The following is a 26,441-nucleotide window of genomic DNA, read 5'->3' as shown; positions in this document are numbered from 1 at the left end:
GCTATTCCCCGCCGCGCAGCAGCGAGTTGCCCTCGTAGGCGGGCGTGTCCGGGGCGCCGGGCGGGGTGGGGTCCAGACGGCCGCTGAGGCCGTAGAAGGCGACGGGGTTGCGCCACAGCACCTGTTCGACGTCGTCCTCGCCGAAGCCCGCGCCCAGCATGGCGTCCCCGACGCGGCGCACGGTGAGCGGGTCGCTGCGGCCCCAGTCGGCGGCGGAGTTGACCAGGACCCGTTCCAGGCCGTGGGAGCGCAGGAGGGCGACCATGCGGTGCTCGTCCATCTTGGTGTCGGGGTAGATGGAGAAGCCGCGCCAGCAGCCGCTGTCGGTGGCGGCGTCCACGGTGGTCTCGTTGAGGTGGTCCAGGAGCACCCATTCGGGCGGCAGCGCGGACTCGCGCAGGACGTCGAGGGTGCGGCGCAGCCCGGCGGCCTTGTCGCGGTGCGGGGTGTGGACGAGAGCGGGCAGCCGGTGGTCGGCGGCGAGCTGGAGCTGGGCGGCGAGGGCCTTGTCCTCGGCCGGGGTCATGGAGTCGTAGCCGATCTCGCCGACGGCGACGACGCCGTCCTTGTCGAGGTAGCGCGGCAGGGCGTCCAGGACGGGGGTGCAGCGGGGGTCGTTGGCCTCCTTGGGGTTGAGGGCGATGGTGCAGTGGTGGGAGATGCCGTGCTGGGCTGCGCGGAAGGGTTCCCAGCCCAGGAGGGAGTCGAAGTAGTCGTAGAAGGAGGCGGGTGCGGTGCGGGGCTGGCCGAGCCAGAAGGAGGGTTCGACGACGGCCCGCACCCCGGCGGCGTGCATGGCGGCGTAGTCGTCGGTGGTGCGGGAGGTCATGTGGATGTGCGGGTCGAAGATGCGCATCACGACTCCTCGGCTTCGGGGGCGGTGGCCAGGTCCAGGGCGGGCTGGAGGTCTTCGGGCACGGCGCGCCCGGCGGCGGCGCGTTCCCGGGCGTAGTCGCGGAGCATGCGGGCGAGTTCGGCGTCGCCGCGGGCGCGCTCGGCCAGCCGGTGCACCCGGGTCAGGGGCACCTGGGTGAACAGGCACTTGAGCACGGCCTGCCGCCAGGCCGGGGCGGGGAGGTGCCGCGCGGCGTAGGGGCCGACGGCGGCGGCGATCAGCCGGGTGTCGTTCGCGCGCAGGGCGTCCTCGACGAGCGGTAGCGCGCTGTCCCCCAGCGGCAGACCGGGCAGCGCGTCGAGCACGGCGAGGCGTTCGGCGGTGGTGCCGTGCTGGTAGAGGCCGGTCAGGGTGGCGGCGTCCGCGCGGGCGGCGTGCAGCAGGGCGACACGTACGGCCTTCGCGTGGGCGCGTCCGCAGCGGCGGGCGGCGGCGGCGAAGGGGGCGGCGACGCCGGCCGGGTCGGCCGCGGCGGCGGCGAGTGCCTCGTCGAGCCAGGCGCGGGCCTCGGGGGTGAGCCCGGGGTGCGGCGGTTCGCCGGTCAGCACGGCGCCTCCTTCGGGGCCGGTCCGGCGGCGGGCCCGCCTGCGGTGGCCGGGGCGGGGGCGCCGGGCCCCGGGGCCGGGGCCGCGTCGGCGAGCGCGCGGCGCAGGAACGGCAGGGACTGGGCGGCCAGGTCCGGCCCCGCGTGCGAGTGGCGCGGCAGTTCGACGGTGACGAGCCCGTCGTAGTGCGCGGCGGCGAGCGCGGCGAGCACCGGGGGGAAGTCGATCTCCCCGGCGCCGAGGGGGAGGTGTTCGTGGACGCCGCGCCGCATGTCCTCGATCTGGACGTGCCGCAGCCAGGGCGCGGCGGCCCGTACGCACGCGGCGGGCGGTTCGGGTTCCAGGCACTGGCAGTGGCCGATGTCGAGGGTGAGTCCGAGCGCGGGCGGCTGGCCGAGCAGCCGGCGCAGCCGGTGGAATCCGGCGAGGTCCTCCAGCAGGTGGCCGGGTTCGGGCTCGACGGCCAGCGGCACGCCCGCGGCGTCGGCGGCCTGCACGACGGGGGCGAGGGCGGTGGCCAGCCGCTGCCAGCCGTCGTCGGGCGCGGTGCCGGGCGGCAGCGGGCCGCTGAAGCAGTGCACGGCGTGCGCGCCCAGCTCGGCGGCGGTGCGGACGGCGGTGAGGAGGAGGCCGACGCGCGCGGTGCGGGCGTCGGTGTCGGCGTCCAGCAGGCTCGGGTGGTGTTTGCGGCGGGCGTCCAGGACGTAGCGGGCGCCGGTTTCCACGGTGGCGGTGAGGCCGTGCCGGTCCAGGGCGCGGGCGGCGCGGGCGGTGCGCTGCGGCAGGTCGGGGGCGCGCGGGTCCAGGTGCATGTGGTCGAGGGTCAGGCCGACGCCGTCGTAGCCGAGGTCGGCGAGGAGGGCGAGGGCGTCCTCCAGCCGCAGGTCGGTGAGTCCGTTGGTGCCGTAGGCGAAGCGCAGTGCGGTCATGTCGGGCTGACCTTCCGGGAGAGAGCGCGGGCGCCCCGGCCCAGCGCGAGCAGCAGCGGCGCGGCGGCGCCCGCCCAGGGGGCGCCGGTGCGGGCGGCGAGTGCGGCCTGGAGGGGGATCATGGCCCGCACGCCCGCGCCGGTGGCCCGCTGGAGCAGCGGCGCCGAGGGGTTGAGTGCGGCGTGGCCGTAGGGACGGGCGCATCCGGTGGCGTACGCGGCGGCGCAGGCGGCGCCCACGGCGGCGACCGCCCGGGAGGCGGTGCGGGGGGCCGTGCCGCCCGTGTCCGCCGGGACGCGGCCGGGCGGGACGCGGCGCACGGCGCGGACGGCGGGGCGGGCCGCCGCAGCGGTGACGGCGGCGGTGGCGGCCAGCGCGGCGAGGGGCGCGGTGGCGGGCCCGCCGGTGGCCTCGTGCCGGGAGACCACGGTCACCGCGACCGTGTGCAGGCCCAGCAGTCCGGCCGGCGCCAGCGCGCCGCGCGGTCCCGCGCCGGCCGCCGGGGCGCCCGGTGCCAAAGCCCCCGTGGCCGGCGCCCGGCGGCCGGTCGCGGTGGCGCCGAGGCAGAGGTCGAGTGCGCGGGCGGTGCCCATGGCGACGGGTCCGGCCCAGCTGTCCTTCAGCCGCAGGTCGTAGGCCCACACGGCACCGGCCAGCGCGGTGGCGCACAGCAGCGGGGGGCGTCCGGCCGCGGCGGCGAGGCCGAGGCCCGCGGCGGTCAGCGCGCAGGCGGTGCCCAGGGCGGCCCGGGGGCTGACCCGGCCCGAGGGCAGCGGGCGGTGCGGGCGTTCGACGGCGTCCCTGTCGCGGTCGGCCCAGTCGTTGAGCGCCATGCCCGCCTCGTACAGGCACAGCGACGCCCCGGCCGCCAGCAGCGTGCCCCGGTTCGGCGCGCGTCCGGTGGCCGCCGCCCCGGCGAGCGCGTCGCCCGGCACGCTGCACAGCGCGGAGACGCGCAGCAGTTCCAGCCAGGCGGCGGTCCGCCCGCCGGGCACGGGGTGCGGGGCGGCGCCGGGCGCCGTGCCCTCCCGGGGGTTCACGCGCGCCCCGCGAGCACGGCGGCCAGGCGGCCGAGCGCCTGCCACTGGCCCGCCAGGTCGGCCGGTCCGCTGTCGGGGTCCTTGAAGTAGAACCCGAGCCCGTCCACCGGGCCGGTGAGTCCTTCCTCGTGGCACCGGGCCAGCAGCCGCGCCAGGTCCAGGACGAGCGGGGCCGCGAGGGCGGAGTCGCAGCCCTGCCAGGTGGTCTGGAGCACCATGCGCGAGCCGAGGAAGCCGTCGAAGGCGATGTGGTCCCAGGCGGTCTTCCACTCACCGAGCGCGGGCACGTCGTCGATGTGCACCCGCCCCTCGGGGACGGTGTCCAGGGTCTCGGCGAGCACCCGTTCCTTGCCCGCGTTCTTGGCGCGGGCGGCGGCCGGGTCGGCGAGGGCGGCGCCGTCGCCGCCGCCGAGCAGGTTGGTGCCCGACCAGGCGCGCACGTCCAGCGCGCGGCGGGCGAACATCGGGGCCAGCACGGAGCGCAGGAGGGTCTGGCCCGTCTTGCCGTCGCGTCCGGCGTAGGGGACGCGGGCGGCGTCCGCGGCGGCGCGCAGCCGGGGGTGGCGCAGTCCGGCGGACGGCGTGAAGTTGACGTAGGAGCAGCCCGCCTCCAGGGCCGCAGCGGCGTAGACGCTGCTGGCGGGCAGCGGAGCGCCCGGGTCGTCGGCGGGCGGCGCGGCCTCGGTGCTGGCGACGTTGACGACGACGGTGCGGGCCAGGCCCAGGCGAGTGGTGAAGTCCGTGAGGTCGGCGGCCAGCGCGGCGACGCGCCCGGCGTCGTCGCGCGGGTCCCCCGGGCCCGCGCCGGGGCGTACCTCGGCGTCGGCGGCGGCGAGTTCGGCGTGCACGGCGGCGGGCAGGCCGTGCGGCAGGACGCCGCCGCTGACGAGGTCCTCGGCGCGTTTGGGCAACGGGGTGCAGGACGTGTCGTGGCCGCCGAAGACGAGGCCGTCCAGCGGGGGCAGCGGGCAGTCGGCGAACAGTTCCGTCTCGGTGACCATCCCGGTCGGCCGGTGCAGACCCGCGGCCAGTGCGGCACAGCCCGCGACGGCGGTGGTGGCCACCGAGCCGCGGGCGCCCACGAGCCACACGCCGGTGCGCGGAGGGGACGCGGCGGGATCGCCGGGGCGGTCGGGGACGGTGCGTTCGGTGCTGCTCACGCTTAACTCCCGGGGGCGGTGCTGCGCGGATGCGAGGAACGAACGGTGCATGTGGTGCATGTGGTGCGGCGGCGCGGCTGGTGCGGATGGTGCGTGGCGGTGTGCGCGGTGCTGGTGGTGCGGCGTGGTGCGGGAAGGGGGCTGGCGGAAGGGGTGACGGGGAGGAGTCGGCGTTCTCCTCCCCGTCACCGTGGCCCGGCCGCGGCCCCCCTCGGGCCACGGGCGGACGACTGGGGCGGACGCCGCGGAACGGCGGTGCGGGGACGGCTGCGCGGGGACGGTGCCGGCCGGGGCGCGCGGTGCGGTGCGGCGGCCGGGCACCGCCGTGCCCGGGCGGGCGGGAGCGGGCCGCCCGCCCGGCCGGCCGGGCCGGTGGCCGCCGGGGCGGAGATCAGTGGCCGCCGGGGGCGGAGCGGCCCGTGGCCGGCACCGCGCCGGTGGCGTACTGGATGCCGCCCAGCAGGTGGCGCCGGAAGGCGTCCTCGGTGTAGGACTCGGCGGTGTGGCCGCCCGCGGTGTAGAAGGACCGCCCGCCGGCGTACTCGTGGCACCAGGCGAAGGGGTGGTCCTCGCCCATGGTGCCGCCGCGGTAGGTGGACTCGTCCAGCGTGGCCAGCACCCGGACCCGCTCGCGCGGGCTGGTCTGGAAGCAGTACCACTCGTCCCGGCGCTCCCAGACCTCGTCCAGGTGCGCGGTGGCCGGGTGGTCCCGGTCGGTCACCCGGACCGTCGCCCGCTGGATCTCCGGGTGTGAGGAGAACCAGGCGCCGACGAGTCCGCCGTAGAACGGCCAGTCGTACTCGGTGTCGGACGCCGAGTGGATGCCGACGTACCCGCCGCCGCCGGCGACGTACCGTTCGAACGCCTGCTGCTGCCCGGCGTCCAGCACGCTGCCGCTGGTGGAGAGGAAGACGACGGCGTCGTACCCGCGCAGCGTGCCGGGGGCGAAGGCGGCGGCGTCCTCGGTGGCGTCCACGGCGAAGCCGTTTTCCGCGCCGAGTTCCCGCAGCGCGGCCACGCCGTCGGGGATGGAGTCGTGCCGGTATCCGGCCGTCTTGGAGAACACCAGGATCGTCCTGTGCACGCGAGATCTCCTGTGGGGGAACGGTTCACTCGGGCGCGTGCCGTCGCGCCGGAACGGGTGGGGGTGGGGGCGGTCCGTCCACCCGACGGTAACCGGGCGCGTCCGGGTGGGAAAAGACCTTTGACGGGACAGAAGTTCGCTTCATCCTCCAGCAGGACAAAGCCGGGTGCCTGGCCGGCGGGCGCGCGGCGGACCGGCCCGGCGGGTTCCAGCTCCCCGCCGGGCCGGTCCGTCCGCGCGGCGCCGGCCGCCCGCGGACCCGGCGCTCAGCCGTTGCCGAAGGCGGCGTCGAAGGACGCGGTGGGCGGCTCGTAGTCGTAGGCACGCAGCCGGGCCAGGGCCTCGGGGGCGCCGGAGAGCCGGTCCATCCCGGCGTCCTCCCACTCGACCGACACCGGCCCGCCGTAGCCGATCGAGTGGAGCATCCGGAAGACGTCCTCCCACTGGACGCCGCCGTGGCCCGCCGAGACGAAGTCCCAGCCGCGCCGGGGATCGCCCCACGGCAGGTGCGAGCCGAGCCGTCCGTTGCGGCCGTCCAGCCGGGTGCGGGCCTCCTTGCAGTCCACGTGGTAGATCCGGTCCCGGAAGTCGTAGAGGAAACCGGCCGGGTCCAGGTCCTGCCACACGAAGTGGCTCGGGTCGAAGTTGAGCCCGAAGGCGGGCCGGTGGTCCACGGCCGCGAGCGCCCGCTGCGTCGTCCAGTAGTCGTAGGCGATCTCGCCCGGGTGGACCTCGTGGGCGAAGCGGACGCCCTCGGCGTCGTAGACGTCCAGCACCGGGTTCCAGCGCTCGGCGAAGTCCGTGTAGCCCCGCTCGATCATGGCCTCGGGCACGGGCGGGAACATGGCGACCAGGTGCCAGATCGCCGAGCCGGTGAACCCGACGACGGTGCGCACCCCGAAGGCGGCCGCGGCCCGTGCCGTGTCGGCCATCTCGGCGGCGGCCCTGCGCCGCACGCCCTCGGGGTCGCCGTCGGCCCAGATCCGGCCGGGCAGGATGGCGCGGTGGCGTTCGTCGATGATGGCGTCGCACACCGCCTGCCCGACGAGGTGGTTGGAGATGGCCCAGCACTTCAGGCCGTACCTGTCGAGCAGCTGGTGGCGCCCGGCGAGGTAGCCGGGCTCCGCCAGGGCCCGGTCGACCTCGAAGTGGTCGCCCCAGCAGGCCAGTTCGAGGCCGTCGTAGCCGAAGTCGCGGGCGAGTCGGCAGACCTCCTCCAGCGGCAGGTCCGCCCACTGGCCGGTGAAGAGTGTGAAGGATCGCGGCATGTGCTGTCCTTTGTCGCTCCGGTGGTCGCTACTGTGCCAGGACGGGGGTGTGGACGCTGTTCTTCGCGGCGCTCTCCTCGACGGCGGCGAGCACGCGCTGCACCTGGAGCCCGTCGGCGAAGGACGGGTCGGGCCGGGCGCCGTCGGCGACGGCGTGCACGAGGTCGCGGACCTGGTGCACGAAGGTGTGCTCGTAGCCCAGGCCGTGGCCGGGCGGCCACCACGCGGAGAGGTAGGGGTGGTCCTCCTCGGTGACCAGGACGCGGCGGAACCCGGCGAGCGAGGCGGGCTCGGTGTGGTCGTGGTACTCGAGTTCGTTCAGCCGCTCCAGGTCGAAGGCCAGCGAGCCGCGCTCGCCGTTCAGCTCGACGCGCAGCGCGTTCTTGCGGCCCGCCGCGACCCGGCTCACCTCGAAGCTGGCCAGCGCGCCGGAGGCCAGCCGCCCGGTGAACAGGGCCGCGTCGTCCACGGTGACCTCGCCCATCCGCGTGGCGTCCCCGGGCAGCGGCCGCTGCCGCACGAACGTCTCCAGCTGCCCCGAGACGCCCGTCACCCACTCCCCCGCCAGGTACTGCGCGAGGTCGACGACGTGGGCGCCGAGGTCCCCGAGCGCGCCGGACCCGGCGTGCTCGCGGCGCATGCGCCAGGTCAGCGGGAAGGAGGGGTCGACCGTCCAGTCCTGGAGGTAGGTCAGCCGCAGGTGGCGCAGGTCTCCCAGACGCCCCTCGGCGACCAGGCGCCGGGCCAGGGCCAGCGCGGGCACGCGCCGGTAGTTGAACCCGACCATCGCCACCTGCCCGCGGGCGTGCGCCGACTCGGCCGCCGCCGCCATGGCCTCGGCCTCGGCCACGGAGTTGGCGAGCGGCTTCTCGCACAGCACGTGCTTTCCGGCCGCCAGGGCGGCGATGGCGATCTCGGCGTGGCTGTCGCCGGGGGTGCAGATGTCGACCAGGTGCACGTCGTCGCGGGCGATGAGCGCGCGCCAGTCGGTCTCCGCGGCCGCCCAGCCGAGCCGGTCGGCCGCGGACCGTACGGCGTCGGGGTCGCGTCCGCACACGGCGGCCATGACCGGGCTCCGGGGCAGGTCGAAGACGCGGCCCGCGGTGCGCCAGCCCTGGGAGTGGGCGGCGCCCATGAAGGCGTAGCCGACCATGCCCACGCCGAGGGGCGGCGCGGTGGTGTCGTGGGGCATCGGTGGTCTCCCGAGGTCGGTGGGGTGCGTCAGTTGAAGCCGGTGGGCAGGTACTCGTCCACGTTGTCCTTGGTGACGACGGCCGAGTAGAGGGTGAGGGAGGCGGGGATCTCGAACTCGGAGAGCCCGCTGATGCCCCTGCCCTGCCCGAGTGCCCGCGCGAGGTCGATGGCGGAGGCGGCCATCGTCGGCGGGTAGAGGACGGTGGCCTTCAGGACGGAGCCGTCGGCCTTGATGGTGTCCATGGCCGCCCGGGAGCCGGCGCCGCCGACCATCAGGAACTCGTCCCGCCCGGCCTGCTCGATGGCCCGCTCCGCGCCGATGCCCTGGTCGTCGTCGTGGTTCCACAGGGCGTCGAACTGCGGCTGGGCGCGCAGGAGCTGGGCCATCTTGGCCTGCCCGGACTCGACGGTGAACTCCGCCGCCTGGCGGGCGACCTTCTCGATGTTGGGGTAGTTCTTGAGCGCGTCGTCGAAGCCGCGGGTGCGCTCCTGGGTCAGCTCCAGGTTGTCGAGCCCGGCCAGCTCCACGACCTTCGCGCCCTGCTTGTCCTTGAGGCGTTCGCCGATGAACCGTCCGGCGTTGAGGCCCATGCCGTAGTTGTCGCCGCCGATCCAGCAGCGGTACGCCTGCGGCGAGTCGAAGACGCGGTCGAGGTTGACGACGGGGATGCCGGAGCGCATCGCCTCCAGCCCGACCTGGGTCAGCGCCTTGCCGTCGGCGGGCAGGATGACCAGCACGTCGACCTTCTTGTTGATCAGCGTCTGGATCTGGCCGACCTGCTGGGCGTGGTCGTTGGAGCCCTCGGTGATGTCCAGGGTGACGTCCTCGTACTGCTCGGCGCGCGCCCTGGCCTGCTCGTTGATGGCGTTGAGCCAGCCGTGGTCGGCCTGCGGCCCGGCGAAACCGATGGTGACGGCCTTGCCCGGCTTCTCGTCGCCGTCCTGCGCGGCGGCGGACTGCTGGGCCGGCTTCTCGTTGTTCTCGTTGCTGGTGCAGCCGGCCAGCATGACGCCTGCGGCGCCGGCGGCGGTCCCGAACAGCAGTCCCCTGCGGCTGGGCTTGGACGGTCTGGCGGAAGTGCTCATGGCGGTCTCTCTTCTTCCGGGCTTCTGGCGGTTTCTGCTGGTCTCTGGGGGTTCTGGTTGTTCTGGTGGTTCTGGCGGTGCGCGGGTCTCGCGGGTCCGGCGGGTCTCGCGGGTCCGCGGGGAGACGGGAGGCGTCTTGCGGACGGCGCGGGCGCACGGCCGTGGCCCGCGGGGGCGGGGCGCGCCCCCGCGGCCCGGCCGGGCGCGTCTAGGTGCGGCTGCTGTAGCGGCGTTGCAGCAGGACGGCGGCCACGATGATCGCCCCCTTGGCGATCTGCTGCGAGGCGCTCTGGAGGTTGTTGAGCGCGAACAGGTTGGTGATCGTGGTGAAGATCAGGACGCCCAGCATGGAGCCGACGATCGTGCCCCGGCCGCCGCTCAGCAGCGTGCCCCCGATGATCGCGGCGGCGATGGCGTCCAGCTCGTAGAGGTTGCCGTTGGTGTTCTGGCCGGAGCCGGTGAGGACGATGAGCATGAACGCCGCGATGCCGCAGCACAGCCCGGACAGCAGGTAGAGCATCAGGCGCTGCCGGTTCACGGCGATGCCCGCGAGCCGGGCGGCCTCGGGGTTGCCGCCGACCGCGACCGTGCGGCGGCCGAAGGTGGTGCGGTTGAGCACCAGCCAGCCGACGACGGCGACGGCCGCGAAGATCAGCACCAGCGGCGGGATGCCCAGCACGTAGGCGTCCCGCTCCCCGATGCCGAGCACGGACTCCACGGTCACCCGCTGCGTCATGCCGCCGCTGATCTGGAGGGCGAGGCCGCGGGCGGCGGCGAGCATGGCGAGGGTGGCGATGAAGGGCACCATCGGGCCGTAGGCGACGAGCACGCCGTTGACCAGGCCGCAGCCGAGGCCGACCAGGAGCGCGCACATCAGGATGCCGCCGAAGCCGAAGTCCTGGGTGGCCAGTGTGGTCGCCCAGACCGAGGCGAGGGCCACGATGGCGCCGACGGACAGGTCGATGCCGCCGCCGATGATGACGAAGGTCATGCCGACGGTGACGACGCCGATGACCGACGCCTGGGTGAGGATCAGCGTGAGGTTGTCCCCGGTGAGGAACGTGTCGGGCACGGTGATCGCGCCCACGACGGCGAGGACGGCCAGCACGCCGAGCAGCGAGAGGTTGCGCAGGTCGGCGACGCGGGCGAGGGCGGCCAGGCCGCCGCGGGCGGGGGCGGCGCCGTCGGACGCGGCCGGGGCCCGGTCGTCCTTCCGCAGGGAGGGCGGGGAGTTCAGCACGACGGGCTACCTTCCATGACGAGGTCGAGTACCCGGTGCTCCGTCAGCTCCCGGGCCGGGGCGGTGTGGACGACGTGGCCCTCGCGCAGCACGAGGACGCGGTCGGCGAGGCCGAGGACCTCGGGCAGGTCGCTGGAGACGAGCAGGACGGCCATCCCCTCGCCAGCCAGGCGGCGGATCAGCGCGTACAGCTCGGCGCGGGCGCCGACGTCGACGCCGCGGGTGGGCTCGTCCAGCAGCAGCACCCGGCAGCCGCGCAGCAGCCAGCGGGCCAGGACGGCCTTCTGCTGGTTGCCGCCGGAGAGGGTGTTCACCGGCCGGTCGGGGTCGTCGGGGTGCAGGGACAGGTCGCGGATCGCGGCCTGCGCCGCCGTCCGCTCCCCGTTCCGGTCCAGCCAGCCGGCGCGGGCGAACCGCGCGAGGCTGGCGGCGGTCACGTTGCGGGTGACGGATTCGAGCAGCAGCAGGCCCTGCGCCTTGCGCTCCTCGGGGGCGAGTCCGAGTCCGGCGCGTACCGCCGCCCGCACGCTGCCGGGGCGCAGCGGCCGTCCGTCCACGAACACCTGGCCCGCCGTGGGGCGGCGCGCCCCGTACACGGTCTCCAGGATCTCCGAGCGGCCGGAGCCGACCAGGCCCGCGAGGCCGACGATCTCGCCGGGCCGCACGGCCAGGTCCAGCGGCTCGAACTCGCCGGTCCGGGCCAGGCCCCGCACCTCCAGGAGCGGCGGCCCGGCGGACGGGGACCCGTCCCCGGTGCCGGGGTCCGGGCGCTCGGGGAAGGCGGCGGCCACCTCGCGGCCGGTCATCAGGGCGACGACCTCGTCGGTGGGGGTACCGGCCGCGGGCAGTCCGCGGGCGACGGTGCGGCCGTCCTTGAGCACGGTCACCCGGTCGCCGATGCGCCGGATCTCCTCCAGCCGGTGCGAGATGTAGACGACGGCGACACCGGAGGCGGTGAGGTCCTCCACGATGCGGAAGAGGTTGCCGACCTCGTCGGGGTCGAGGACGGCGGAGGGCTCGTCCATGACGATGAGCCGCACGTCCCGGGAGAGCGCTCGGGCCATGGAGACGATCTGCTGTCCCGCGGCCGACAGCGTTCCGACGACGCGGCCCGGGTCGATCTCGGGGTGGCCGAGCCGTTCGAGCAGCGCGGCGGTCCGGCGGCGCAGTTCGGACCTGCGGACGACGCCCGCGGTGGCGGGTTCGTGGCCGAGGTGGACGTTTTCCGCGACGGACAGGTGCTCCACCAGGTCGAGTTCCTGGTAGATGGTGGCGATGCCGCGGGCCGTGGCGGCGCTGGGCGAGGCGAGCGTGATCCGTTCGCCGCGCCAGGTGATCTCGCCCGCGTCCGGCTGGTGGGCCCCGGCGAGCACCTTGATGAGCGTGGACTTCCCGGCGCCGTTCTGCCCGAGCAAGCAGTGCACCTCGCCGGGGAGGACGTCGAGGCCGACGCCGTCGAGGGCGCGGACGCCGGGGAAGGTCTTGGTGATGCCCTCCATGGTGAGGATCGGGCTGTGCGGTGGCGGGTCGTTCGCGGGAGCCATGGCTGGCCTCCTCGGCTCATCGGCCGTGTGCGGGCAGGGCTGATCGCCCGGGCGCGGTGGACGGGTGCGGGTGTGTCGGCGGGGAGCGGTCCGGCGGGTGGGTGCGCCGGGCCCGCGTCACGGCGTGCCGCGGTGCCGTGGCGTGGGGTGTGCGGGGTGCTGCGGGTCGTGCGGGTCCTGCGGGGTTGCTTGTGCCGCGTCGGTGGTGCCGGGGGGTTGGGTGGTGCGGTCAGGCCGGGGAGAACAGGTGGTCGCTGATCAGGCGGGCCGCGCCGGTGACGCCTGCGGCGGGGCCGAGTTCTCCGAGGACGATGGGGAGGTTGCCGGTCGCCAGCGGGAGCGACTGGCGGTAGACCTGGGTGCGGATGCTGGCGAGCAGGGTGTGGCCGAGGCCGGTCACCCCGCCGCCGATGACGACGAGTGCGGGGTTGAAGAAGCTGACCAGCCCGGCGATCACCTGGCCGGTGCGGGCTCCGCCGTCCCGGATGAGGGTGAGGCTGGTGGGGTCGCCCGCGGCGGCCGCCGCCGCCACGTCGGCGGCGTCGAGCCGTCCGGCCGCGGCGAGCCGGGCGGCCAGTTCGGCGGAACTGCCGTCCACCGCGGCCGACTCGGCGTCCCGGGCGAGGGCGTAGCCGCTGAAGTGGGCTTCCAGGCAGCCGTGGTTGCCGCAGGCGCACTGCCGTCCGCCGGGGACCACCTGGATGTGTCCGATGTCCCCGGCGCTGCCGGTCGCGCCGCGGTGCACGGCGCCGCCGACGACGATGCCGCAGCCGATGCCGGTGCCGATCTTCACGCAGATGAAGTCCCGCACCGAGCGGGCGACTCCGGCGTGCTGCTCCCCCATGGCCATGAGGTTCACGTCGTTGTCCACCATGACGGGGCAGCCCAGGTCCTGGCTGAGCGCCTCCCGCACGGGGAAGCCGTCCCAGCCGGGCATGATGGGCGGCGCCACGGGGATGCCGTCGGGGAAGCGCACGGGCCCGGGGACGCCGATGCCCGCGCCGTCGAAGCCCTCGGCCACGCCGGAGTCCTTCAGCTTGTCCGCGAGGGCGAGCACCTGCTCGAAGACCGCGACCGGTCCCTCCCGCACGTCCATCGGCTCGGTGAGGTGACCGAGGATCTCCAGTTCCGGGTTGGTGACGGCGACGTCGACGGAGGTGGCGCCGATGTCGACGCTGAGGAACCGCAGCCCGGGGGCCAGGCGCACGTTGTGCGAGCGCCGTCCGCCCCGGGAGGCGGCCAGTCCGTCCGCGACGACGAGCCCGGTCTCCAGCAGCCGGTCGATCTCCACGGCCAGCTTGGAACGGGACAGCTCGACCTGGTCGCCGAGCTGGGCGCGGGAGTTGGGCCCGCCGTCCCGCAGCAGGCGCAGCAGTCTCGCCTGGTGTGCGTTCGCGGGCCTGGCCGTCATCCGCCTCACGCTGCCCCTCCTCCCCTGGCCACCGGCACGGGGAACCCAGTCCTGGCCGTCAACGGCACCGGTTCTCCCGGCGCGGTGGCACCCGTGCCGGCTGGGACGCGGGCGGTGCGCCGGGCTTGCACGGGGAACGTAGCAGCGGACGTCCGGGCTGGGAAGAACTTGTGCAGTAACCGACGCCACTTTTTCCTGACAGTGGACAAAGCCTCGGCGCGGCCGGGTTCGGCGCCCGGCGGGAGTCAGGTGCGGCCCTCCTCCTCCTGGGCGTGGTGGAGGGTCTCCCGGTCCGCGCCCGGGGCGGGCATCCAGTCGGCCTCGACGACCGGGAAGCCCGCCGCGCGGTACGCCGCGCAGACCTGCGCGTCGTCATCCACGACGACGGCCACCGTCCGGGTGGCGGCCACCTGGCGCAGCAGCTCCAGCTTCGCCACCTTCGCCGGACGCCGGTCACCGCCGCCGCGCATCCACAGCTCGCCCGCCGGGAGGCCGTGCCCGGCCAGCCACCGCTCCGTGTCGCCGCGGCACCGCTCGGGACGCCCGGTGACGTACCCGATCTCGCACTCCCGCGCCCAGCGCAGGGCGAGTTCGACCCCGGCCGCCAGCGGCGGGTCGTGCGGAGCCGTACGGAAGAAGGCGCCCCAGTCCTTCGGGCGGCGAGCCAGGTGGTGCAGCCGGTGGCGGGTGTCGCTGAGGGTGCCGTCCAGGTCGAAGACGGCGATCGGCCGCTGCTCGGTGCCCATGGGCGAAGCCTACGAGGAGGCCGGGAGTGCCGGACAATGGCACGGGCAGGCGTCACCCGGCCGGGGCGGGGCCCAGGAGGGCACCGGCCGGGGCACCACCGACCGACGGAAAGCGAGGACCGCTCATGGGACGGGTCACCGAGCGACGCCGCGTCCTGCGCGTGCGGGACGGGGCCGTGACGGCGCGTCCGGACACCCTGGCCGCCGAGGAGCCGCTGGAGATCCGGGTGAACGGCACGCCGCTGGCCGTCACCATGCGCACCCCGGGCGACGACTTCGCGCTGGCGGCCGGGTTCCTGGCGAGCGAGGGCGTCATCGCCGGGCCGGACGAGCTGGCGAACATCGTGTACTGCGCCGGGGCGACGGCCGAGGGCGCCAACACCTACAACGTCGTGGACGTGCGCCTGGCCGACGGGGTGCCCGCACCGGCCGCGGACCTCGCGCGGAACGTCTACACGACCTCCTCCTGCGGAGTGTGCGGGAAGGCGAGCCTGGACGCGGTGCGCACGACCGCCCGGTTCCCCCGGCCCGGGCCGGGCACGCCACGCGTGGACACCGGCGTGCTGTCCATCCTCCCGGACCGGCTGCGCGCGGCGCAGCGGGTCTTCGACCGCACCGGCGGACTGCACGCCGCCGCCCTGTTCTCCCCGGCCGGCGAGCTGCTGGACGTGCGCGAGGACGTGGGGCGGCACAACGCGGTGGACAAACTCGTCGGGCGTGCCCTCCAGGACGGGCGGCTGCCGCTGTCCCGGGCGGTGCTGCTGGTGTCGGGACGGGCCTCCTTCGAGCTGGCGCAGAAGGCGGTGATGGCCGGAATCCCGGTGCTGGCGGCCGTCTCCGCGCCGTCCTCACTCGCGGTGGCGCTGGCCGCCGAGACGGGGCTGACGCTGGTGGGCTTCCTGCGCGGCTCCTCGATGAACGTCTACACCGGCGAGGACCGCGTCGCCCTCCCAGACCAGGAGCCGGCCTCCCGGCCAGCACCCCCGGCCCCCCAGCCGGAACCAGCACCGGGACCGGGGGCGCGAACCGGCTTGTGAGCCGTGTTGTGCGCTCCGGGGCGCCCGATGTGGCGCGGGGTGCGCGTGAATCGCGGAGACCGTGTGCCCGTCCTCGGTGCGCTTGCGGGGCGGTTCGGGCGCACCCCGCGAAGATCCGGCCGCCGGTGCCCCAAGTGGTCGCTTTTGCCCCTGGCTGACCAGCACCGGCGCCTTTCCGGGGGCCGGACCGTCCAGTACGGTCTTCTCACTGTGTGTGCTGCCGCACACTCCGAGGAGAGCGCCCCTTGCGCGAGTTCACCACCCCTGCCCTGGTGACGGCGCCGCCGGTCGGCGGGCTGGCCGACACCGTGTTCGAACGCGCCGTGCGCGAACCCGGTCTGCCCGTGCTGGCCCGCAAGGACGCCGAGGGCCGCTGGCGGGACGTGAGCGCCGCCGACTTCCGTGACCAGGTGCTCGCCGTCGCGAAGGGACTGCTCGCGGAGGGCGTCCGGTTCGGCGCGCGGGTGGCGCTGATGTGCCGCACCCGCTACGAGTGGACGCTGTTCGACTTCGCCCTGTGGGCGGTGGGCGCACAGCCGGTGCCGGTGTATCCCACGTCCTCGGCCGAGCAGGTCCGGTGGATCCTGCACGACGCCCAGGTGACGGCCGCGATCGTGGAGCACGAGGACCACGCCATGACGGTCGGTTCGGTGATCGGCCGGCTGCCGCTGCTGCGGCAGCTGTGGCAGGTGGACGCGGGCGCCGAGGCGCACCTGTCCGTGGCCGGGGTGCACCTGGCCGACGACGTCGTGCACCGCCACCGCATGGCGCTGACCCCGGACACCCCGGCGACCGTCCTGTACACCTCGGGCACGACGGGGCGGCCGAAGGGCTGCGTGCTCACCCACGGCAACTTCATGGCCCAGTGCGACAACCTGCTGGCCCGCTACGCCTCCGTCATCCGGCCGCGCGCCGGGGAGCAGCCCAGCACGCTGCTGTTCCTGCCGCTGGCGCACGTCTTCGGGCGGATGGTGGAGGTCGCCGCGGTGCGCGGCGGGGTCAGGCTCGGCCACCAGCCCGAGCTGAGCGCGGAGGCGCTCCTGCCGGACCTGGCCGGTTTCCGCCCCGACTTCTTCCTGGGCGTGCCCTACGTCTTCGAGCGGGTCTTCCACGCCGCGCGCCGACGCGCGGAGGCGGAGGGGCGGCTGGCGGCGTTCGACCGGGCGGTGGACGTCGCCGTGCGCCACGCCGAGGCGCTGGAGCGGCGCACGTTCCGGACGGGGCCGGGGCCGGGCCCGTCCCTGCGGGTGCAGCACCAGGTCTTCGACCGGCGGGTGTACGCGCGGTTCCGGGAGGCGCTGGGCGGGCGGTGCGCGGCGGCGGTGTCCGGCGGTTCCGCGCTGGAGCGGCGGCTCGGGCTGTTCTTCGCCGGGGCCGGCATCCGCGTCTACGAGGGGTACGGGCTGACCGAGACGTCGGGCGGCGCCGTGGCCAACCCGCCCCGCCGCACCCGGTTCGGCACGGTGGGGCGCCCCATGCCCGGGGTGTCGGTGCGCATCGCCGACGACGGGGAGGTCTGGCTCAGCGGCGACCTGGTCTTCCAGGGCTACCACAACGACACGGAGGCCACCGCCGAGGCGCTGCGCGGGGGGTGGCTGGCCACCGGCGACCTCGGGCGCCTGGACGAGGAGGGCTACCTCACGATCACCGGGCGCAAGAAGGACGTCCTGGTGACGTCGAGCGGCAAGACCGTGGCGCCCGGTCCGCTGGAGGACCGGGTGCGGGCCCATCCGCTGGTGTCGGAGTGCATCGTGATCGGCAACGACCGCCCCTACGTCTCGGCGCTGGTGACCCTGGACCCGGAGGCCGTGGGACACTGGCTGGCGATGCGGCACAAGCCCGTGCTGGCGCCCGGCGAGGTGATCCACGACCCGGACCTGCGGGCCGAGGTGGGCCGGGCGGTGCTGGCCGCCAACACGCAGGTCTCCAAGGCGGAGTCGATCCGCGACTTCCGCATCCTGGGCACCCGGTTCACCGAGGAGCGGGGGCTGGTCACGCCGTCGCTGAAGCTGCGCCGGGCGGCCATAGAGACGGCGTACGCCGACGACATCGACGCCCTCTACCGCCGGTGAGCCCCGCTCCGCTCGGCAGGCGGCGGCGCGGGGCGGGAATGCGCGGGCGGCCCCGTCCGTTGGCACCGGGTGTACGGAGCCGTCGAACGACGTAAGGAAGCACCGCTTACATGAGCAGCGTCCCCCACATCACCCTGAACAACGGCGTCAGCATGCCGCAGCTCGGCTTCGGCGTCTGGCAGGTCCCGGACGACGAGGCGGCGGCCACCGTCGCCCGCGCGCTGGAGGCGGGCTACCGCAGCATCGACACCGCCTCCGCGTACCAGAACGAGGAGGGGACGGGCCGTGCCATCGCCGCCTCCGGCGTGCCGCGCGAGGAGGTCTTCCTCACCACGAAGCTGTGGAACAGCGACCAGGGGTACGACGCCACGCTGCGGGCCTTCGACGCCTCGCTGGCCCGCCTGGGCACGGAGTACGTCGACCTCTACCTGATCCACTGGCCGCTGCCGATGTTCGACCGCTACGTCGACACCTGGCGGGCCTTCGAGAAGCTGTACGCCGACGGCCGGGTGCGCGCGATCGGCGTCTCGAACTTCCAGCCGCCGCACCTCCAGCGCCTGCTGGACGAGACGTCGGCCGTGCCGGTGCTCAACCAGGTGGAGCTGCACCCGCAGCTCCAGCAGGAGCAGCTGCGCACGTTCCACTCCGCGCACGAGATCGCCACCGAGGCGTGGTCGCCGCTCGGCCAGGGCAAGGACATCCTGACCGACCCGGTGATCACCGGTATCGGCACCAAGCACGGCAGGACGGCCGCGCAGGTCATCCTGCGCTGGCACCTCCAGCTGGGCAACGTGGTGATCCCCAAGTCGGTCACGCCGTCCCGCATCCAGGAGAACATCGACGTGTTCGGCTTCGAGCTGGACGCCGAGGACCTGGCGGCCATCGCCGGCCTGGAGACGGGCACCCGGCTCGGCCCGGACCCGTCCACCATGGACTACACGGGCTGACGCACCACCCGGGCGGACGACGTCCGCCGTGTCCCGCCGCGCCGCGACTCGTTACGAGGGTCGCGGCGCGCGGTGTTTCCCGGCCCAGCGGTGGTAGCCGCGGTGCCCTCCGGCTGCCCGGCCCTCCCCGCGGCCGTCCGCGGTGACAGCGCCGTCCGCGTCCGCCCGTCCCCGTGACCACCCGTGCCCCACGTGCAGGGAGTCCGCCCGTGCCTCCGGTGTCGATCGTGCTGTTCACCTCCGACCTGCGGGTGCACGACCATCCGCCGCTGCACGCCGCGCTCGCCCGCTCCGACGCGGTCGTGCCGCTGTTCGTGACGGACAGCGGCATCCACCGCGCCGGGTACGACGCGCCCAACCGCAGCGCCTTCCTCGCGGACTGCCTCGCCGGTCTGGACGCCTCGCTGCGTGCCAGGGGCGGTCGGCGGGTGCACGCCGGCACCGGCACCGACACCCGGCCCAACCGGGTGCTGAACCCGCTCTCGCAGGCCCGGCGGTTCGACCCCGACGGCGTCTACGTGCGGCGCTGGGTCCCGGAGCTGGCCGGGGTGCCGGGCCGCGCGGTGCACGAGCCGTGGCGACTGCCGGAGTCCGGCCGGGCCGCGCTGGACTACCCCGGTCCGGTCGTGGGGCTCTCCGAGGGCCTGGCCCGCTTCCGCCAGGCACGCGGCCTGGACTGACCCGGCGTCCGGAGGCGGGGAACCGCCCTGAGCGGGCGCCCCGCGGACAGCGGGTCTGCCCTGGTTCCGGGCGGGACCAGTCCGCCGGACCCGGTGCGCCCGACTCCACCGGCCGGGCCACCGGCTGATCGGGCGGGCCGCCCGCCGGAGGGGGGCCGCGCTCCCGCCCCGCGCGGCACGCCGACGGGCGCGGCGCCCTGCCCGCCGTCGGCATGAACGGCGAGCCGCTTCCGTTCGGGCACGGTTTTCCCGTCAGGATAGCCGTGCCCGGATTGTACGGATACGTCTCGGCCTGCACGTGGCCGGGAGAACTGGAGCCGACCACGTTCGCCACCTATGACGCGTACTGGGTCAAGCGGGACTGGGCCGCACGCGCCCCCGCGCGGACGCAGTCACGGATCGACGCCCCACGTCCCTGGCCACGGCTGCCGCCGGTTCCGTGCCCGCCACCGACGGCGAGGGCCGCACCCAGACCGGGAGGCGCGCCGGCGCCGTGCCCGACGGGGCGACCGGATGGCACGCGGTGGTGGTCACCGTCGACTGATCCGGGCCCCGGGGCCCCGCCCCGTCACTCCGGGACGGCGCGTCACGCGCCGGTACCGGCCGACCGAACCCCATCGGGACTCCGCAGCGGAGCCCCCGCACCCTGGAGACACACCATGAGCACCTTCCGCCGCATCCGCCGCACCGCCGTCGCGGTCACCGCCGCCGCGGTGCTGCCGCTGGCCGTCACCGCCTGCGGCTCACAGGACGACTCCGCGTCCGGCCCGGCCACCCCGGCCGCCGAGGAGCGGGAAACCGGCACGCCCTCCGAGGAAGCGACCGGGAGCCCCACCGGGGGGCCGGGCACCGAGCCGTTCGGGCCGTCCTGCCCGGCCGTGCCCAGTGAGGGCGACGGCAGCTTCGCGGGCATGGCGCAGGACCCGGTCGCCACCGCCGCCTCCCACAATCCGGAGCTGTCCACCCTGGCGCAGGCCGTGCAGGCGGCCGATCTGACCGACACGCTGAACAACGCGGAGGACGTCACGGTGTTCGCCCCGACCAACGACGCCTTCGCCAAGATCCCGCAGGAGGACCTGGACGCCCTCCTCAACGACAAGGAGCAGCTGACCGAGGTACTGACCTACCACGTGGTGGACGAGCGCCTGGCGCCGTCCGACCTGGAGGACGGCACCTTCCAGACACTGGCCGAACAGGAGCTGACGACCTCCGGCTCCGGTGAGGAGTACCAGGTGGGCGACGGAGCCGAGGTGGTGTGCGGCAACGTGCAGACCGCCAACGCCACCGTCTACATGATCGACTCGGTGCTGATGCCGCAGTCCTGACCCCTCGTCGCGTACGCCGCCGTCCGGTCTGGCCGGATGGCGGCGTTCCGTTTCTCCGGAGACCGGATGTGCCGCCGTATTGCCGCAGCCCGTACCCGGGCCGTAATTTTTCGGGAAGAAACCGGTCTTCCTCTTGCCCGCTCCCCCGGTGACCACGGGGGCCGCTCTCCCGGCCGCGCCTGGCGACCCCTTGCGCGTGCGGGAGGGGAACGGCGGTTCTTGCGGGCGAGCGCGTGGACCGGTCCGCGCGCCCCGTCGTCGGGACGCGCCCCGGCTGACCGCCGGCTGATCCCGGCGGGTCACGGAGAAGAGGATCGATGGACCTGGAGCTACGGCACCTCAAGGTCATCCGAGCGATTGCGGACGCGGGCAGCCTCACCCGGGCGGCCACCTCGCTCGGGCTGGCGCAGTCCGCGCTGAGCGCCCAGCTCAAGCGCATAGAACGGGCCCTGGGCGGAGCGCTCTTCGTCCGGGACCGCGGGGGCGCCCGTCCCACGCCGCTCGGTGAACTCGTCCTGGAGCGGGCGCGGGTGCTGCTGCCCGCGGTGCGCCAGCTCCAGGAGGACGCACGGCTGTTCGCCCGTTCGTGGGGCGGAGTGCCCCGCTTCCGGGTCGGCGGTACGCACGGGCCCATGCTCGGCGCCCTCGTCGACCGGCTGTCCTCGGCGCATCCCGCGGCCGAGGTGAGCACCTTCACCGCCTGGTCGGTGTCGGAGATCTGCGCGCAACTGTCCGAGGGCAGGCTCGACTTCGCACTGGTCGGCGTGTGCGGGGAGAGCCGGCCGCCGGACGCCGACCGGCTGGTGTGGCAGCCCGTCGGCCGGGACCCGGTCTTCGTCCTGCTGTCCGACGACCACCCCTACGCGGACGAACCGGAGCTGGAGCTGGGCAAGCTGGCCGAGGAGCGCTGGGCGAGCGTGCCGGGCGACGGCTGCTTCTCGGACTGCTTCACGGCCGCGTGCGCGCAGGCCGGGTTCACCCCGGTCTCCGTGTTCGAGACCGACACGGCGTCGTCGGTGCACCTGGTGCAGGTCGGCCGGGCGGTGGGGCTGGCCCGGGCGACGTTCCCGCCGACCCCCGGCGTCGTCACCGTGCCGCTGGCGGGGACGCCGCTGAGCTGGCGCCACCTGATCGGCTACCACCCGGGCTCGCCCGCGGCCCTGGCGGCACCGGCGGTGTCCCTGCACACCCGGCAGGTGCACCGGGACGCGGTGCGGCGCAACGCCCGCTACGACGACTGGCTCAGACACAACACCTGTTACGGGACGGCGTCATGAGGCTGACGTCGTGCCGTACGACACGCGTACATCCATCGCACCGTAAGAGGTATCGGTTGGCAGGTACACGACCGGTGAACCGGATGGCTAACGTGGCGATCGCACCCCCCGACACTGAGGAGAACCCCCAAATGCTCCACAGACGACGTGTGATCGCCGGCGCCGCCGTGGCCGTTGCCGCCCTCGGCATCACCACCCTCCCCGCCACCGCGGGAGCACAGGAAGCCCCCCAGGCGAAGGCTTCCGTGCCGATGTCCGCCGGAATGCTCAAGGCCATGGAGCGTGACCTCGGCCTGACCGCGACGCAGGCTCAGGCCCGCGTGGCGAACGAGGCGCGGGCCGCGCAGGTCGCCCCCGCGCTCCAGAAGGACCTGGGGACCGCGTTCGGCGGCGCCTGGGTGACCGGTGCGACGGCCGAGCTGGTCGTCGCCACCACCGACCGCGGCCAGGCCGCCGCGATCGAGAAGGCCGGTGCCACGGCCAAGGTCGTCGAGCACAGCGTGCGCGACCTGGAGTCCGTGCGGGCCAAGCTGGACCGGGCGGTCAAGGGCTCCGCCAAGAACAGCGCGGCGTTCTGGTACGTGGACACCAAGACCAACAGCGTCGTGGTCCACACGACCCAGCCCGCCAAGGCCCGGCAGCTCATCGCCGCCAGCGGTGCCGACGCCGACACCGTGCGCGTGGTGAAGACCGCCGAGCAGCCCAAGCCGATGTACGACCTGGTCGGCGGCCAGGCGTACTACATCAACGGCTCCGGACGCTGCTCGGTCGGCTTCCCCGTGCGCCGCGGCTCGACGCCGGGCTTCGCGACGGCCGGCCACTGCGGCCGCGCCGGCAGCTCCACGCAGGGCTACAACCGCGTTTCGCAGGGCACGTTCCAGGCGTCGATCTTCCCCGGCCGCGACATGGCCTGGGTGGCCGTGAACAGCAACTGGACGCCGACCTCGCGCGTGCAGGGCTCCAGCTACCGGGTCGCCGGTTCCCGGCAGGCCCCGGTGGGCTCGTCCATCTGCCGGTCCGGCTCCACGACCGGCTGGCACTGCGGCTACATCCAGCAGCACAACACCAGCGTCAGCTACCCGCAGGGCACCATCTCCGGCGTGACGCGCACTTCCGTGTGCGCCGAGCCCGGTGACTCCGGTGGCTCCTACATCTCGGGCAGCCAGGCGCAGGGCGTCACCTCCGGCGGCTCCGGCAACTGCCGCACCGGCGGGACGACGTTCCACCAGCCGATCAACCCGATCCTGTCGGCCTACGGGCTGACGCTGGTCACCGGCTGACCGCTCCTCCCGCGCTAACGCGCGCCATGGCCCGCCGCGATCTCCTCGATCCGGCGGGCCAGTCGCGTGTCCAGCCGCGTGACGCGCCCGCCCGCGCTGTGGGTGTTCACGGTGACGGCGAGCGTGTCGTAGCCGATCTCCAGCCGTGCGTGGTGGTCCAGCTCGTCCTGGATGGTGGCGACGTGCAGGGCCATCGCGGCGGCCCGCAGGTGCGCGCCCAGGCGGTAGGTGCGGGTGATCGCGTCGCCGTCACTCTCCCAGCCGGGCAGCTCGGCGAGTGCGGCGGACAGTTCGGCCTCGCTCAGCGGTTGCGGCACGGTGCGTCTCCTGTCGGTCGGGGCGGCGGTCGCCGGCACGGCGCCGGCCGGCGCGTCACCGCGGCGGTGTCGTACGGGACGGTACCGGGGCGGGGCGGTGTCAGGGCGGCAGGATGCGGGAGCCGCCGACCGGCAGGTCCCACAGGTCCCCGGCATCCCGTCCGGCCGCGGACCACGCCGCGCGCACCCGGGTCAGCGGTTCCAGCGGCGGTTCGCCGGAGAGCGTGAACGTCGCCCAGTGCATCGGCGCCATGCGGGCCGCGCCCAGGTCCCCGCAGGCGCGCACGGCCTCCTCCGGGTCGGTGTGCACGGGCGTCAGCAGCGGGCGGGGCGCGTAGGCGCCGATGGGCAGGAGGGCGAGGTCGATGCCCGGGTGGCGGCGGCCGATCTCGGCGAACCAGTGGCCGTAGCCGGTGTCCCCGGCGAAGTAGACCCGCTGCCCGCCGGGCGCGGTGAGCACCCAGCCGCCCCACAGGGAGCGGCAGGTGTCCGCGATGCCGCGCCGGGACCAGTGGTGTGCGGGGACGAAGTCGAAGCGCACCGGCCCGGCCGGGCCGGGCAGCTCCGCCGCCTCCCACCAGTCCAGTTCGGTGACGCGGGTGAACCGGCGCCTGCGGCACCAGGCGCCGAGCCCGGCCGGGACGAACAGCGGCGTGTCGCGCGGCAGCCGGGCGAGCGTGGGGGCGTCCAGGTGGTCGTAGTGGTTGTGCGAGATGACCACGGCGTCCACCGCCGGCAGGTCCTCCCACGGGACGCCGACCGGGGTGAGCCGCCGGGGGGTACCGAGAATCCTGCGCGACCACACCGGGTCGGTGAGGACGGTCAGCCCGCCCGTGCGCACCACCCAACTGGCGTGCCCGGCCCAGGTGACGGCCGTCCGCGCGGGCCCGGCCTGCGGCAGCGGCCCCGGCTCGACGGGCAGCCGCGCGGCCTGCGCCATCGCCTCGCGCGGCGGGCGCAGGGCGCCGCTGCGGGCGGCGCGGAACATCTCCAGGGGGCCGGGCAGCGGCGCGGTCAGCCGCCCGGTGAAGGAGCGCGGCCAGCGGCGCCGTTCACCGAGCGGGCGCACCCGCGACCCGTCGGCCCGGCCGGTTCCGCCCGCGATGTCGGCCGGTTCGGTCCGGTCGGTTCGTTCGGTCATCTCCCACTTCCCGTCGTGCGTGGCACCGGCCCGCCGGCGGCAAGGCCGGCCAGCGCGGCCTCCACCCGGTCCAACGCGCCCGGTGCGTCCGGTGGTTCCGCGCGTGCGGGCAGCCGTACCCGCAGCGCGTGCGGGTCGTCCCCGAAGCGGTGGCCGCCGAGCACCCCGGCGCCCAGGCGCAGGGTCAGCGCGGCCTCCAGCGCGGCGGCGCCGGTGACGCCGCGCGCCGCGAGGACCTCCCGCAGCGGTTCGAAGTCGGGGTACAGGTGCCGTCCCGCCTGCGGCGGGCGGCACAGCGCCCCGGCCGCCGTCAGCGTCCGGCACAGGGCGTCCGCGTACCGGCCGTACGCCCGCGCGCGAGCCGCGCGCTGCCGCAGCGCGTCGGCGGAGTCCGCCAGGTACGCGGCGGCGGACCGGGCCGCGGGGACGGGCAGCGGACCGGGCCCCAGGGCGTCGAGGACCCGCCGCACCCCGTCGGCCAGGGCGGCGCCCCGCGCGGTGGGCGGGAAGCGGGCCAGCCCGGCCGCCGGGCCGTCCGGCACCGTCCCGGCCTCCGCGGCGGGGGGCTCGGCGGCGTCCGGCGCCGCGTCCAGCGCGGTGAGGACGACGACGTTCTCCGGCCCGGCGCCCTCGGCGTGCAGCATCTCGGCCGGGCTGACGACCACCGTGGCGTGCGGGTCGTGGACGGTGTCGCGCCAGCTCTCGTCGCTGACGACGAGCAGCCCCTCCCCCGCTGCCGCCTCGCACACCTCGTGCAGCAGTTCGGGCGGCGCGACCGTGCCGCTCGGGTCGTCGGCGACGGACAGCAGCAGCACCCCGGGGGCCGCGCCGGCGGACCGCTCCCGGCGGACCGTCTCCAGCAGGGCGAAGGGGTCCGGCACGCCGCCGCACTCGGCCGGGGACGGGACGGCGCGCGGCGCGCGGCCCAGCAGCCCGGCCTGCGCCGCGTGCCAGACTGGGCCGGGGCGGGGCAGCAGCACGCCGGGGCCGGGGGCGTGCCCGTTCCCGGCCGCCGCCAGCAGGGCGAGCAGCAGCAGCGGAGCACCGGGCGCGACGACGACCTGGGCGGGCCCGGTGGGCAGTCCGCGCCGCCGCCAGTAGCCGCAGGCGGCCACGGCCACCGGGTCGTCCCGTTCGCTGTCCCGCATCCGCGCCTCCGCCGGCCGCCGCTGTGCCCTTCCCACCTTGGCAGAATCCCCCGGGCGGCGCCGCCGAAGCGGGCCGTCCCGCCGCGCGGGGGTGCCGCCGCACGCCTACCCCGTGCTCTGCTGGGCAAGGCACACCGGACGGACGCGGCACCGGCGACAGGCACCGGCACCGGTGACAGCGACTGTGACAGCGACGGGAGACGGCGGCATGGCGGACGCACCGGGGACGGCCCGCGCGCTGTGGGCCCTGTTCGAGCCGGTCCACGCGGTGACCTACTTCGCGCCCGAGGCGCTGAGCGCCTTCGCGGACGCGGGGCTGCGCGGGTTCTGGCGGGGCTACTTCGCGGGCCGGGCCGCCGCCCTGGGCACGGTGGGGCCGGAGCCGGTCACGGCCGCGTTCTTCGGCTTCGCACCGGCCATGGTCGCGCGGGCGCTGCCGGAGGTCTGGTCGGCGGTGACGCCCGGAGCCGCGCTCGCGGCGCGGCAGGCCGGCGCCCGGGCCGCCCTCACGCGCCTGCTGTCCGGCCGCGAGCGGCAGACGGCCGAAGCCGCGGACCTGCTGCTGGAGCGGGTGCGCGGCCTGGACTGCGCCGGGCGGGTCCTGGCCGCCGCCCACCACGGCCTCGACGCGCCGCCCGGCCCGGCGGGGCGGCTGTGGCACGCGGCCACCGTCCTGCGGGAACACCGGGGGGACGGGCACGTCGCGGCCCTGGTCGCCGCGGGCCTGGACGGCTGCGAATCGCTGGTCCTGCGCACGGGCATCGACCTGCCCCGCCACGAGCTCCAGCCCTTCCGGGGGTGGAGCGACGCGCAGTGGCAGGCCGCCGTGGACCGGCTGGCCGGGCGCGGCCTGCTGGACGCGGCCGGGACGGCGACGCCGAAGGGCCGTCTCCTCCACCGACGGGTGGAGGAGGCCACCGACCGGGCCGCCGCCCGTCCGTGGCAGGAGTGGGACGCCGGGGCCCCGGAGCGGCTGCGGCGGCTGCTCGCCCCGCTGGCCGGGTCGTGTGCCGCCGCACTGCGCTTCCCCAACCCGATGGGCCTCCCGGCGCCACGGGAGTGAACCGCAGGGCGG

At 75.5% G+C, this 26,441-nt stretch carries 22 protein-coding genes and 3 pseudogenes; 9 read left to right on the top strand and 16 right to left on the bottom strand.

The features are described 5' to 3' along the window. Position 1 precedes the first annotated feature (1 nt). The 13 genes and pseudogenes from V1J52_RS01985 to V1J52_RS01925 all read right to left on the bottom strand — a co-directional run bounded on the left by V1J52_RS01985 (position 2) and on the right by V1J52_RS01925 (position 14,142). On the bottom strand, positions 2–856 hold the full coding sequence (locus V1J52_RS01985; RefSeq protein ID WP_330137752.1) for a TatD family hydrolase: 855 nt from the start codon (positions 854–856) through the stop codon (positions 2–4). Then, positions 856–1,443: an EboA domain-containing protein gene (locus V1J52_RS01980; RefSeq protein WP_330137751.1), complete on the bottom strand. Its 588-nt coding sequence runs from the start codon at positions 1,441–1,443 to the stop codon at positions 856–858. Before V1J52_RS01980 ends, V1J52_RS01985 begins: the two co-directional genes overlap by 1 nt. Beyond that, positions 1,437–2,369: a sugar phosphate isomerase/epimerase family protein gene (locus V1J52_RS01975; protein WP_330137750.1), complete on the bottom strand. Its 933-nt coding sequence runs from the start codon at positions 2,367–2,369 to the stop codon at positions 1,437–1,439. Before V1J52_RS01975 ends, V1J52_RS01980 begins: the two co-directional genes overlap by 7 nt. Then, the gene (locus tag V1J52_RS01970; protein WP_443075682.1) at positions 2,366–3,409 is read right to left on the bottom strand and encodes an SCO3242 family prenyltransferase; all 1,044 of its coding nucleotides are present in this window, start codon (positions 3,407–3,409) and stop codon (positions 2,366–2,368) included. Before V1J52_RS01970 ends, V1J52_RS01975 begins: the two co-directional genes overlap by 4 nt. Continuing rightward, on the bottom strand, positions 3,406–4,569 hold the full coding sequence (locus V1J52_RS01965) for an inositol-3-phosphate synthase (protein ID WP_330137749.1): 1,164 nt from the start codon (positions 4,567–4,569) through the stop codon (positions 3,406–3,408). Before V1J52_RS01965 ends, V1J52_RS01970 begins: the two co-directional genes overlap by 4 nt. Positions 4,570–4,960: 391 nt before the next feature. After that, a pseudogene (locus V1J52_RS01960) lies at positions 4,961–5,647 on the bottom strand (ThuA domain-containing protein); the annotation flags it as partial. Positions 5,648–5,919: 272 nt separating this feature from the next. After that, entirely contained in the window at positions 5,920–6,921 is a 1,002-nt protein-coding gene (locus tag V1J52_RS01955) for a sugar phosphate isomerase/epimerase family protein (RefSeq protein ID WP_330137748.1), read from the bottom strand. 28 nt (positions 6,922–6,949) lie between these two features. Beyond that, on the bottom strand, positions 6,950–8,113 hold the full coding sequence (locus V1J52_RS01950) for a Gfo/Idh/MocA family protein (protein ID WP_330137747.1): 1,164 nt from the start codon (positions 8,111–8,113) through the stop codon (positions 6,950–6,952). Between the two features lie 29 nt (positions 8,114–8,142). Beyond that, the gene (locus tag V1J52_RS01945; RefSeq protein ID WP_330137746.1) at positions 8,143–9,201 is read right to left on the bottom strand and encodes a substrate-binding domain-containing protein; all 1,059 of its coding nucleotides are present in this window, start codon (positions 9,199–9,201) and stop codon (positions 8,143–8,145) included. A gap of 208 nt (positions 9,202–9,409) precedes the next feature. Next, complete coding sequence (locus tag V1J52_RS01940; RefSeq protein ID WP_443075681.1) at positions 9,410–10,441, bottom strand: ABC transporter permease; 1,032 nt, start codon at positions 10,439–10,441, stop codon at positions 9,410–9,412. After that, a complete protein-coding gene (locus tag V1J52_RS01935) occupies positions 10,435–11,985 on the bottom strand; it encodes a sugar ABC transporter ATP-binding protein (protein WP_330137745.1) in 1,551 nt (516 codons plus the stop codon). Before V1J52_RS01935 ends, V1J52_RS01940 begins: the two co-directional genes overlap by 7 nt. A gap of 229 nt (positions 11,986–12,214) precedes the next feature. Next, positions 12,215–13,396, bottom strand: coding sequence for an ROK family transcriptional regulator (locus V1J52_RS01930; protein ID WP_443075707.1), 1,182 nt, complete (start codon positions 13,394–13,396; stop codon positions 12,215–12,217). A gap of 245 nt (positions 13,397–13,641) precedes the next feature. After that, positions 13,642–14,142 (bottom strand): phosphatase domain-containing protein, encoded by a 501-nt coding sequence (locus V1J52_RS01925; RefSeq protein ID WP_330137743.1) that lies wholly within the window; start codon positions 14,140–14,142, stop codon positions 13,642–13,644. 125 nt (positions 14,143–14,267) lie between these two features. On the opposite strand from V1J52_RS01925, the pseudogene fdhD reads away from it, so the two are divergent. The 8 genes and pseudogenes from fdhD to V1J52_RS01880 form a co-directional block, all read left to right on the top strand. Continuing rightward, positions 14,268–15,092 (top strand): annotated as a pseudogene (fdhD, locus tag V1J52_RS01920) (formate dehydrogenase accessory sulfurtransferase FdhD); the annotation flags it as partial. A 332-nt stretch (positions 15,093–15,424) separates the two neighbouring features. After that, entirely contained in the window at positions 15,425–17,251 is a 1,827-nt protein-coding gene (locus tag V1J52_RS01915) for an AMP-dependent synthetase/ligase (protein ID WP_330137742.1), read from the top strand. A gap of 110 nt (positions 17,252–17,361) precedes the next feature. Then, positions 17,362–18,198: an aldo/keto reductase gene (locus V1J52_RS01910; protein ID WP_330137741.1), complete on the top strand. Its 837-nt coding sequence runs from the start codon at positions 17,362–17,364 to the stop codon at positions 18,196–18,198. Between the two features lie 173 nt (positions 18,199–18,371). Continuing rightward, positions 18,372–18,878, top strand: a complete 507-nt coding sequence (locus V1J52_RS26090; RefSeq protein ID WP_443075680.1) for an FAD-binding domain-containing protein — start codon at positions 18,372–18,374, stop codon at positions 18,876–18,878. A gap of 182 nt (positions 18,879–19,060) precedes the next feature. Further along, positions 19,061–19,422: pseudogene (locus V1J52_RS01895) on the top strand (molybdopterin-dependent oxidoreductase); the annotation flags it as partial. Positions 19,423–19,537: 115 nt separating this feature from the next. Continuing rightward, positions 19,538–20,203 (top strand): fasciclin domain-containing protein, encoded by a 666-nt coding sequence (locus V1J52_RS01890; RefSeq protein ID WP_330137740.1) that lies wholly within the window; start codon positions 19,538–19,540, stop codon positions 20,201–20,203. A gap of 317 nt (positions 20,204–20,520) precedes the next feature. Next, positions 20,521–21,480 (top strand): LysR family transcriptional regulator, encoded by a 960-nt coding sequence (locus V1J52_RS01885; protein ID WP_330137739.1) that lies wholly within the window; start codon positions 20,521–20,523, stop codon positions 21,478–21,480. A 131-nt stretch (positions 21,481–21,611) separates the two neighbouring features. Then, a complete protein-coding gene (locus V1J52_RS01880) occupies positions 21,612–22,760 on the top strand; it encodes an alpha-lytic protease prodomain-containing protein (protein ID WP_330137738.1) in 1,149 nt (382 codons plus the stop codon). A gap of 14 nt (positions 22,761–22,774) precedes the next feature. Here the strand turns inward: V1J52_RS01880 and V1J52_RS01875 are convergent, their stop codons facing one another. The 3 genes from V1J52_RS01875 to V1J52_RS01865 form a co-directional block, all read right to left on the bottom strand. Beyond that, entirely contained in the window at positions 22,775–23,077 is a 303-nt protein-coding gene (locus V1J52_RS01875) for a 4a-hydroxytetrahydrobiopterin dehydratase (protein ID WP_330137737.1), read from the bottom strand. Between the two features lie 100 nt (positions 23,078–23,177). Next, the gene (locus tag V1J52_RS01870) at positions 23,178–24,218 is read right to left on the bottom strand and encodes an MBL fold metallo-hydrolase (protein ID WP_330137736.1); all 1,041 of its coding nucleotides are present in this window, start codon (positions 24,216–24,218) and stop codon (positions 23,178–23,180) included. Then, positions 24,215–25,366 (bottom strand): aminotransferase class I/II-fold pyridoxal phosphate-dependent enzyme, encoded by a 1,152-nt coding sequence (locus V1J52_RS01865; protein ID WP_330137735.1) that lies wholly within the window; start codon positions 25,364–25,366, stop codon positions 24,215–24,217. Before V1J52_RS01865 ends, V1J52_RS01870 begins: the two co-directional genes overlap by 4 nt. Positions 25,367–25,574: 208 nt before the next feature. Here V1J52_RS01865 and V1J52_RS01860 point away from each other — a divergent pair, with 208 nt between their 5' ends. Beyond that, a complete protein-coding gene (locus V1J52_RS01860) occupies positions 25,575–26,429 on the top strand; it encodes an SCO6745 family protein (RefSeq protein ID WP_330137734.1) in 855 nt (284 codons plus the stop codon). Positions 26,430–26,441: the final 12 nt, after the last annotated feature.

Origin of the sequence: Streptomyces solitudinis, from assembly GCF_036323765.1 — a bacterium.
Taxonomy (GTDB): Bacteria; Actinomycetota; Actinomycetes; order Streptomycetales; family Streptomycetaceae; genus Streptomyces.
Note: the sequence above shows the minus strand (reverse complement) of the source record. Positions and strands in the feature narration are given on the sequence as shown.

What these genes read in the sequence shown, in the direction of transcription:
- V1J52_RS01985 (WP_330137752.1), bottom strand. Translation starts at nt 856, where the DNA reads ATGCGCATCTTCGACCCGCACATCCACATGACCTCCCGCACCACCGAC.
- V1J52_RS01975 (WP_330137750.1), bottom strand. Translation starts at nt 2,369, where the DNA reads ATGACCGCACTGCGCTTCGCCTACGGCACCAACGGACTCACCGACCTG.
- V1J52_RS01955 (WP_330137748.1), bottom strand. Translation starts at nt 6,921, where the DNA reads ATGCCGCGATCCTTCACACTCTTCACCGGCCAGTGGGCGGACCTGCCG.
- V1J52_RS01950 (WP_330137747.1), bottom strand. Translation starts at nt 8,113, where the DNA reads ATGCCCCACGACACCACCGCGCCGCCCCTCGGCGTGGGCATGGTCGGC.
- V1J52_RS01945 (WP_330137746.1), bottom strand. Translation starts at nt 9,201, where the DNA reads ATGAGCACTTCCGCCAGACCGTCCAAGCCCAGCCGCAGGGGACTGCTG.
- V1J52_RS01935 (WP_330137745.1), bottom strand. Translation starts at nt 11,985, where the DNA reads ATGGCTCCCGCGAACGACCCGCCACCGCACAGCCCGATCCTCACCATG.
- V1J52_RS01930 (WP_443075707.1), bottom strand. Translation starts at nt 13,396, where the DNA reads ATGACGGCCAGGCCCGCGAACGCACACCAGGCGAGACTGCTGCGCCTG.
- V1J52_RS01925 (WP_330137743.1), bottom strand. Translation starts at nt 14,142, where the DNA reads ATGGGCACCGAGCAGCGGCCGATCGCCGTCTTCGACCTGGACGGCACC.
- V1J52_RS01910 (WP_330137741.1), top strand. Translation starts at nt 17,362, where the DNA reads ATGAGCAGCGTCCCCCACATCACCCTGAACAACGGCGTCAGCATGCCG.
- V1J52_RS01890 (WP_330137740.1), top strand. Translation starts at nt 19,538, where the DNA reads ATGAGCACCTTCCGCCGCATCCGCCGCACCGCCGTCGCGGTCACCGCC.
- V1J52_RS01885 (WP_330137739.1), top strand. Translation starts at nt 20,521, where the DNA reads ATGGACCTGGAGCTACGGCACCTCAAGGTCATCCGAGCGATTGCGGAC.
- V1J52_RS01880 (WP_330137738.1), top strand. Translation starts at nt 21,612, where the DNA reads ATGCTCCACAGACGACGTGTGATCGCCGGCGCCGCCGTGGCCGTTGCC.
- V1J52_RS01870 (WP_330137736.1), bottom strand. Translation starts at nt 24,218, where the DNA reads ATGACCGAACGAACCGACCGGACCGAACCGGCCGACATCGCGGGCGGA.
- V1J52_RS01865 (WP_330137735.1), bottom strand. Translation starts at nt 25,366, where the DNA reads ATGCGGGACAGCGAACGGGACGACCCGGTGGCCGTGGCCGCCTGCGGC.
- V1J52_RS01860 (WP_330137734.1), top strand. Translation starts at nt 25,575, where the DNA reads ATGGCGGACGCACCGGGGACGGCCCGCGCGCTGTGGGCCCTGTTCGAG.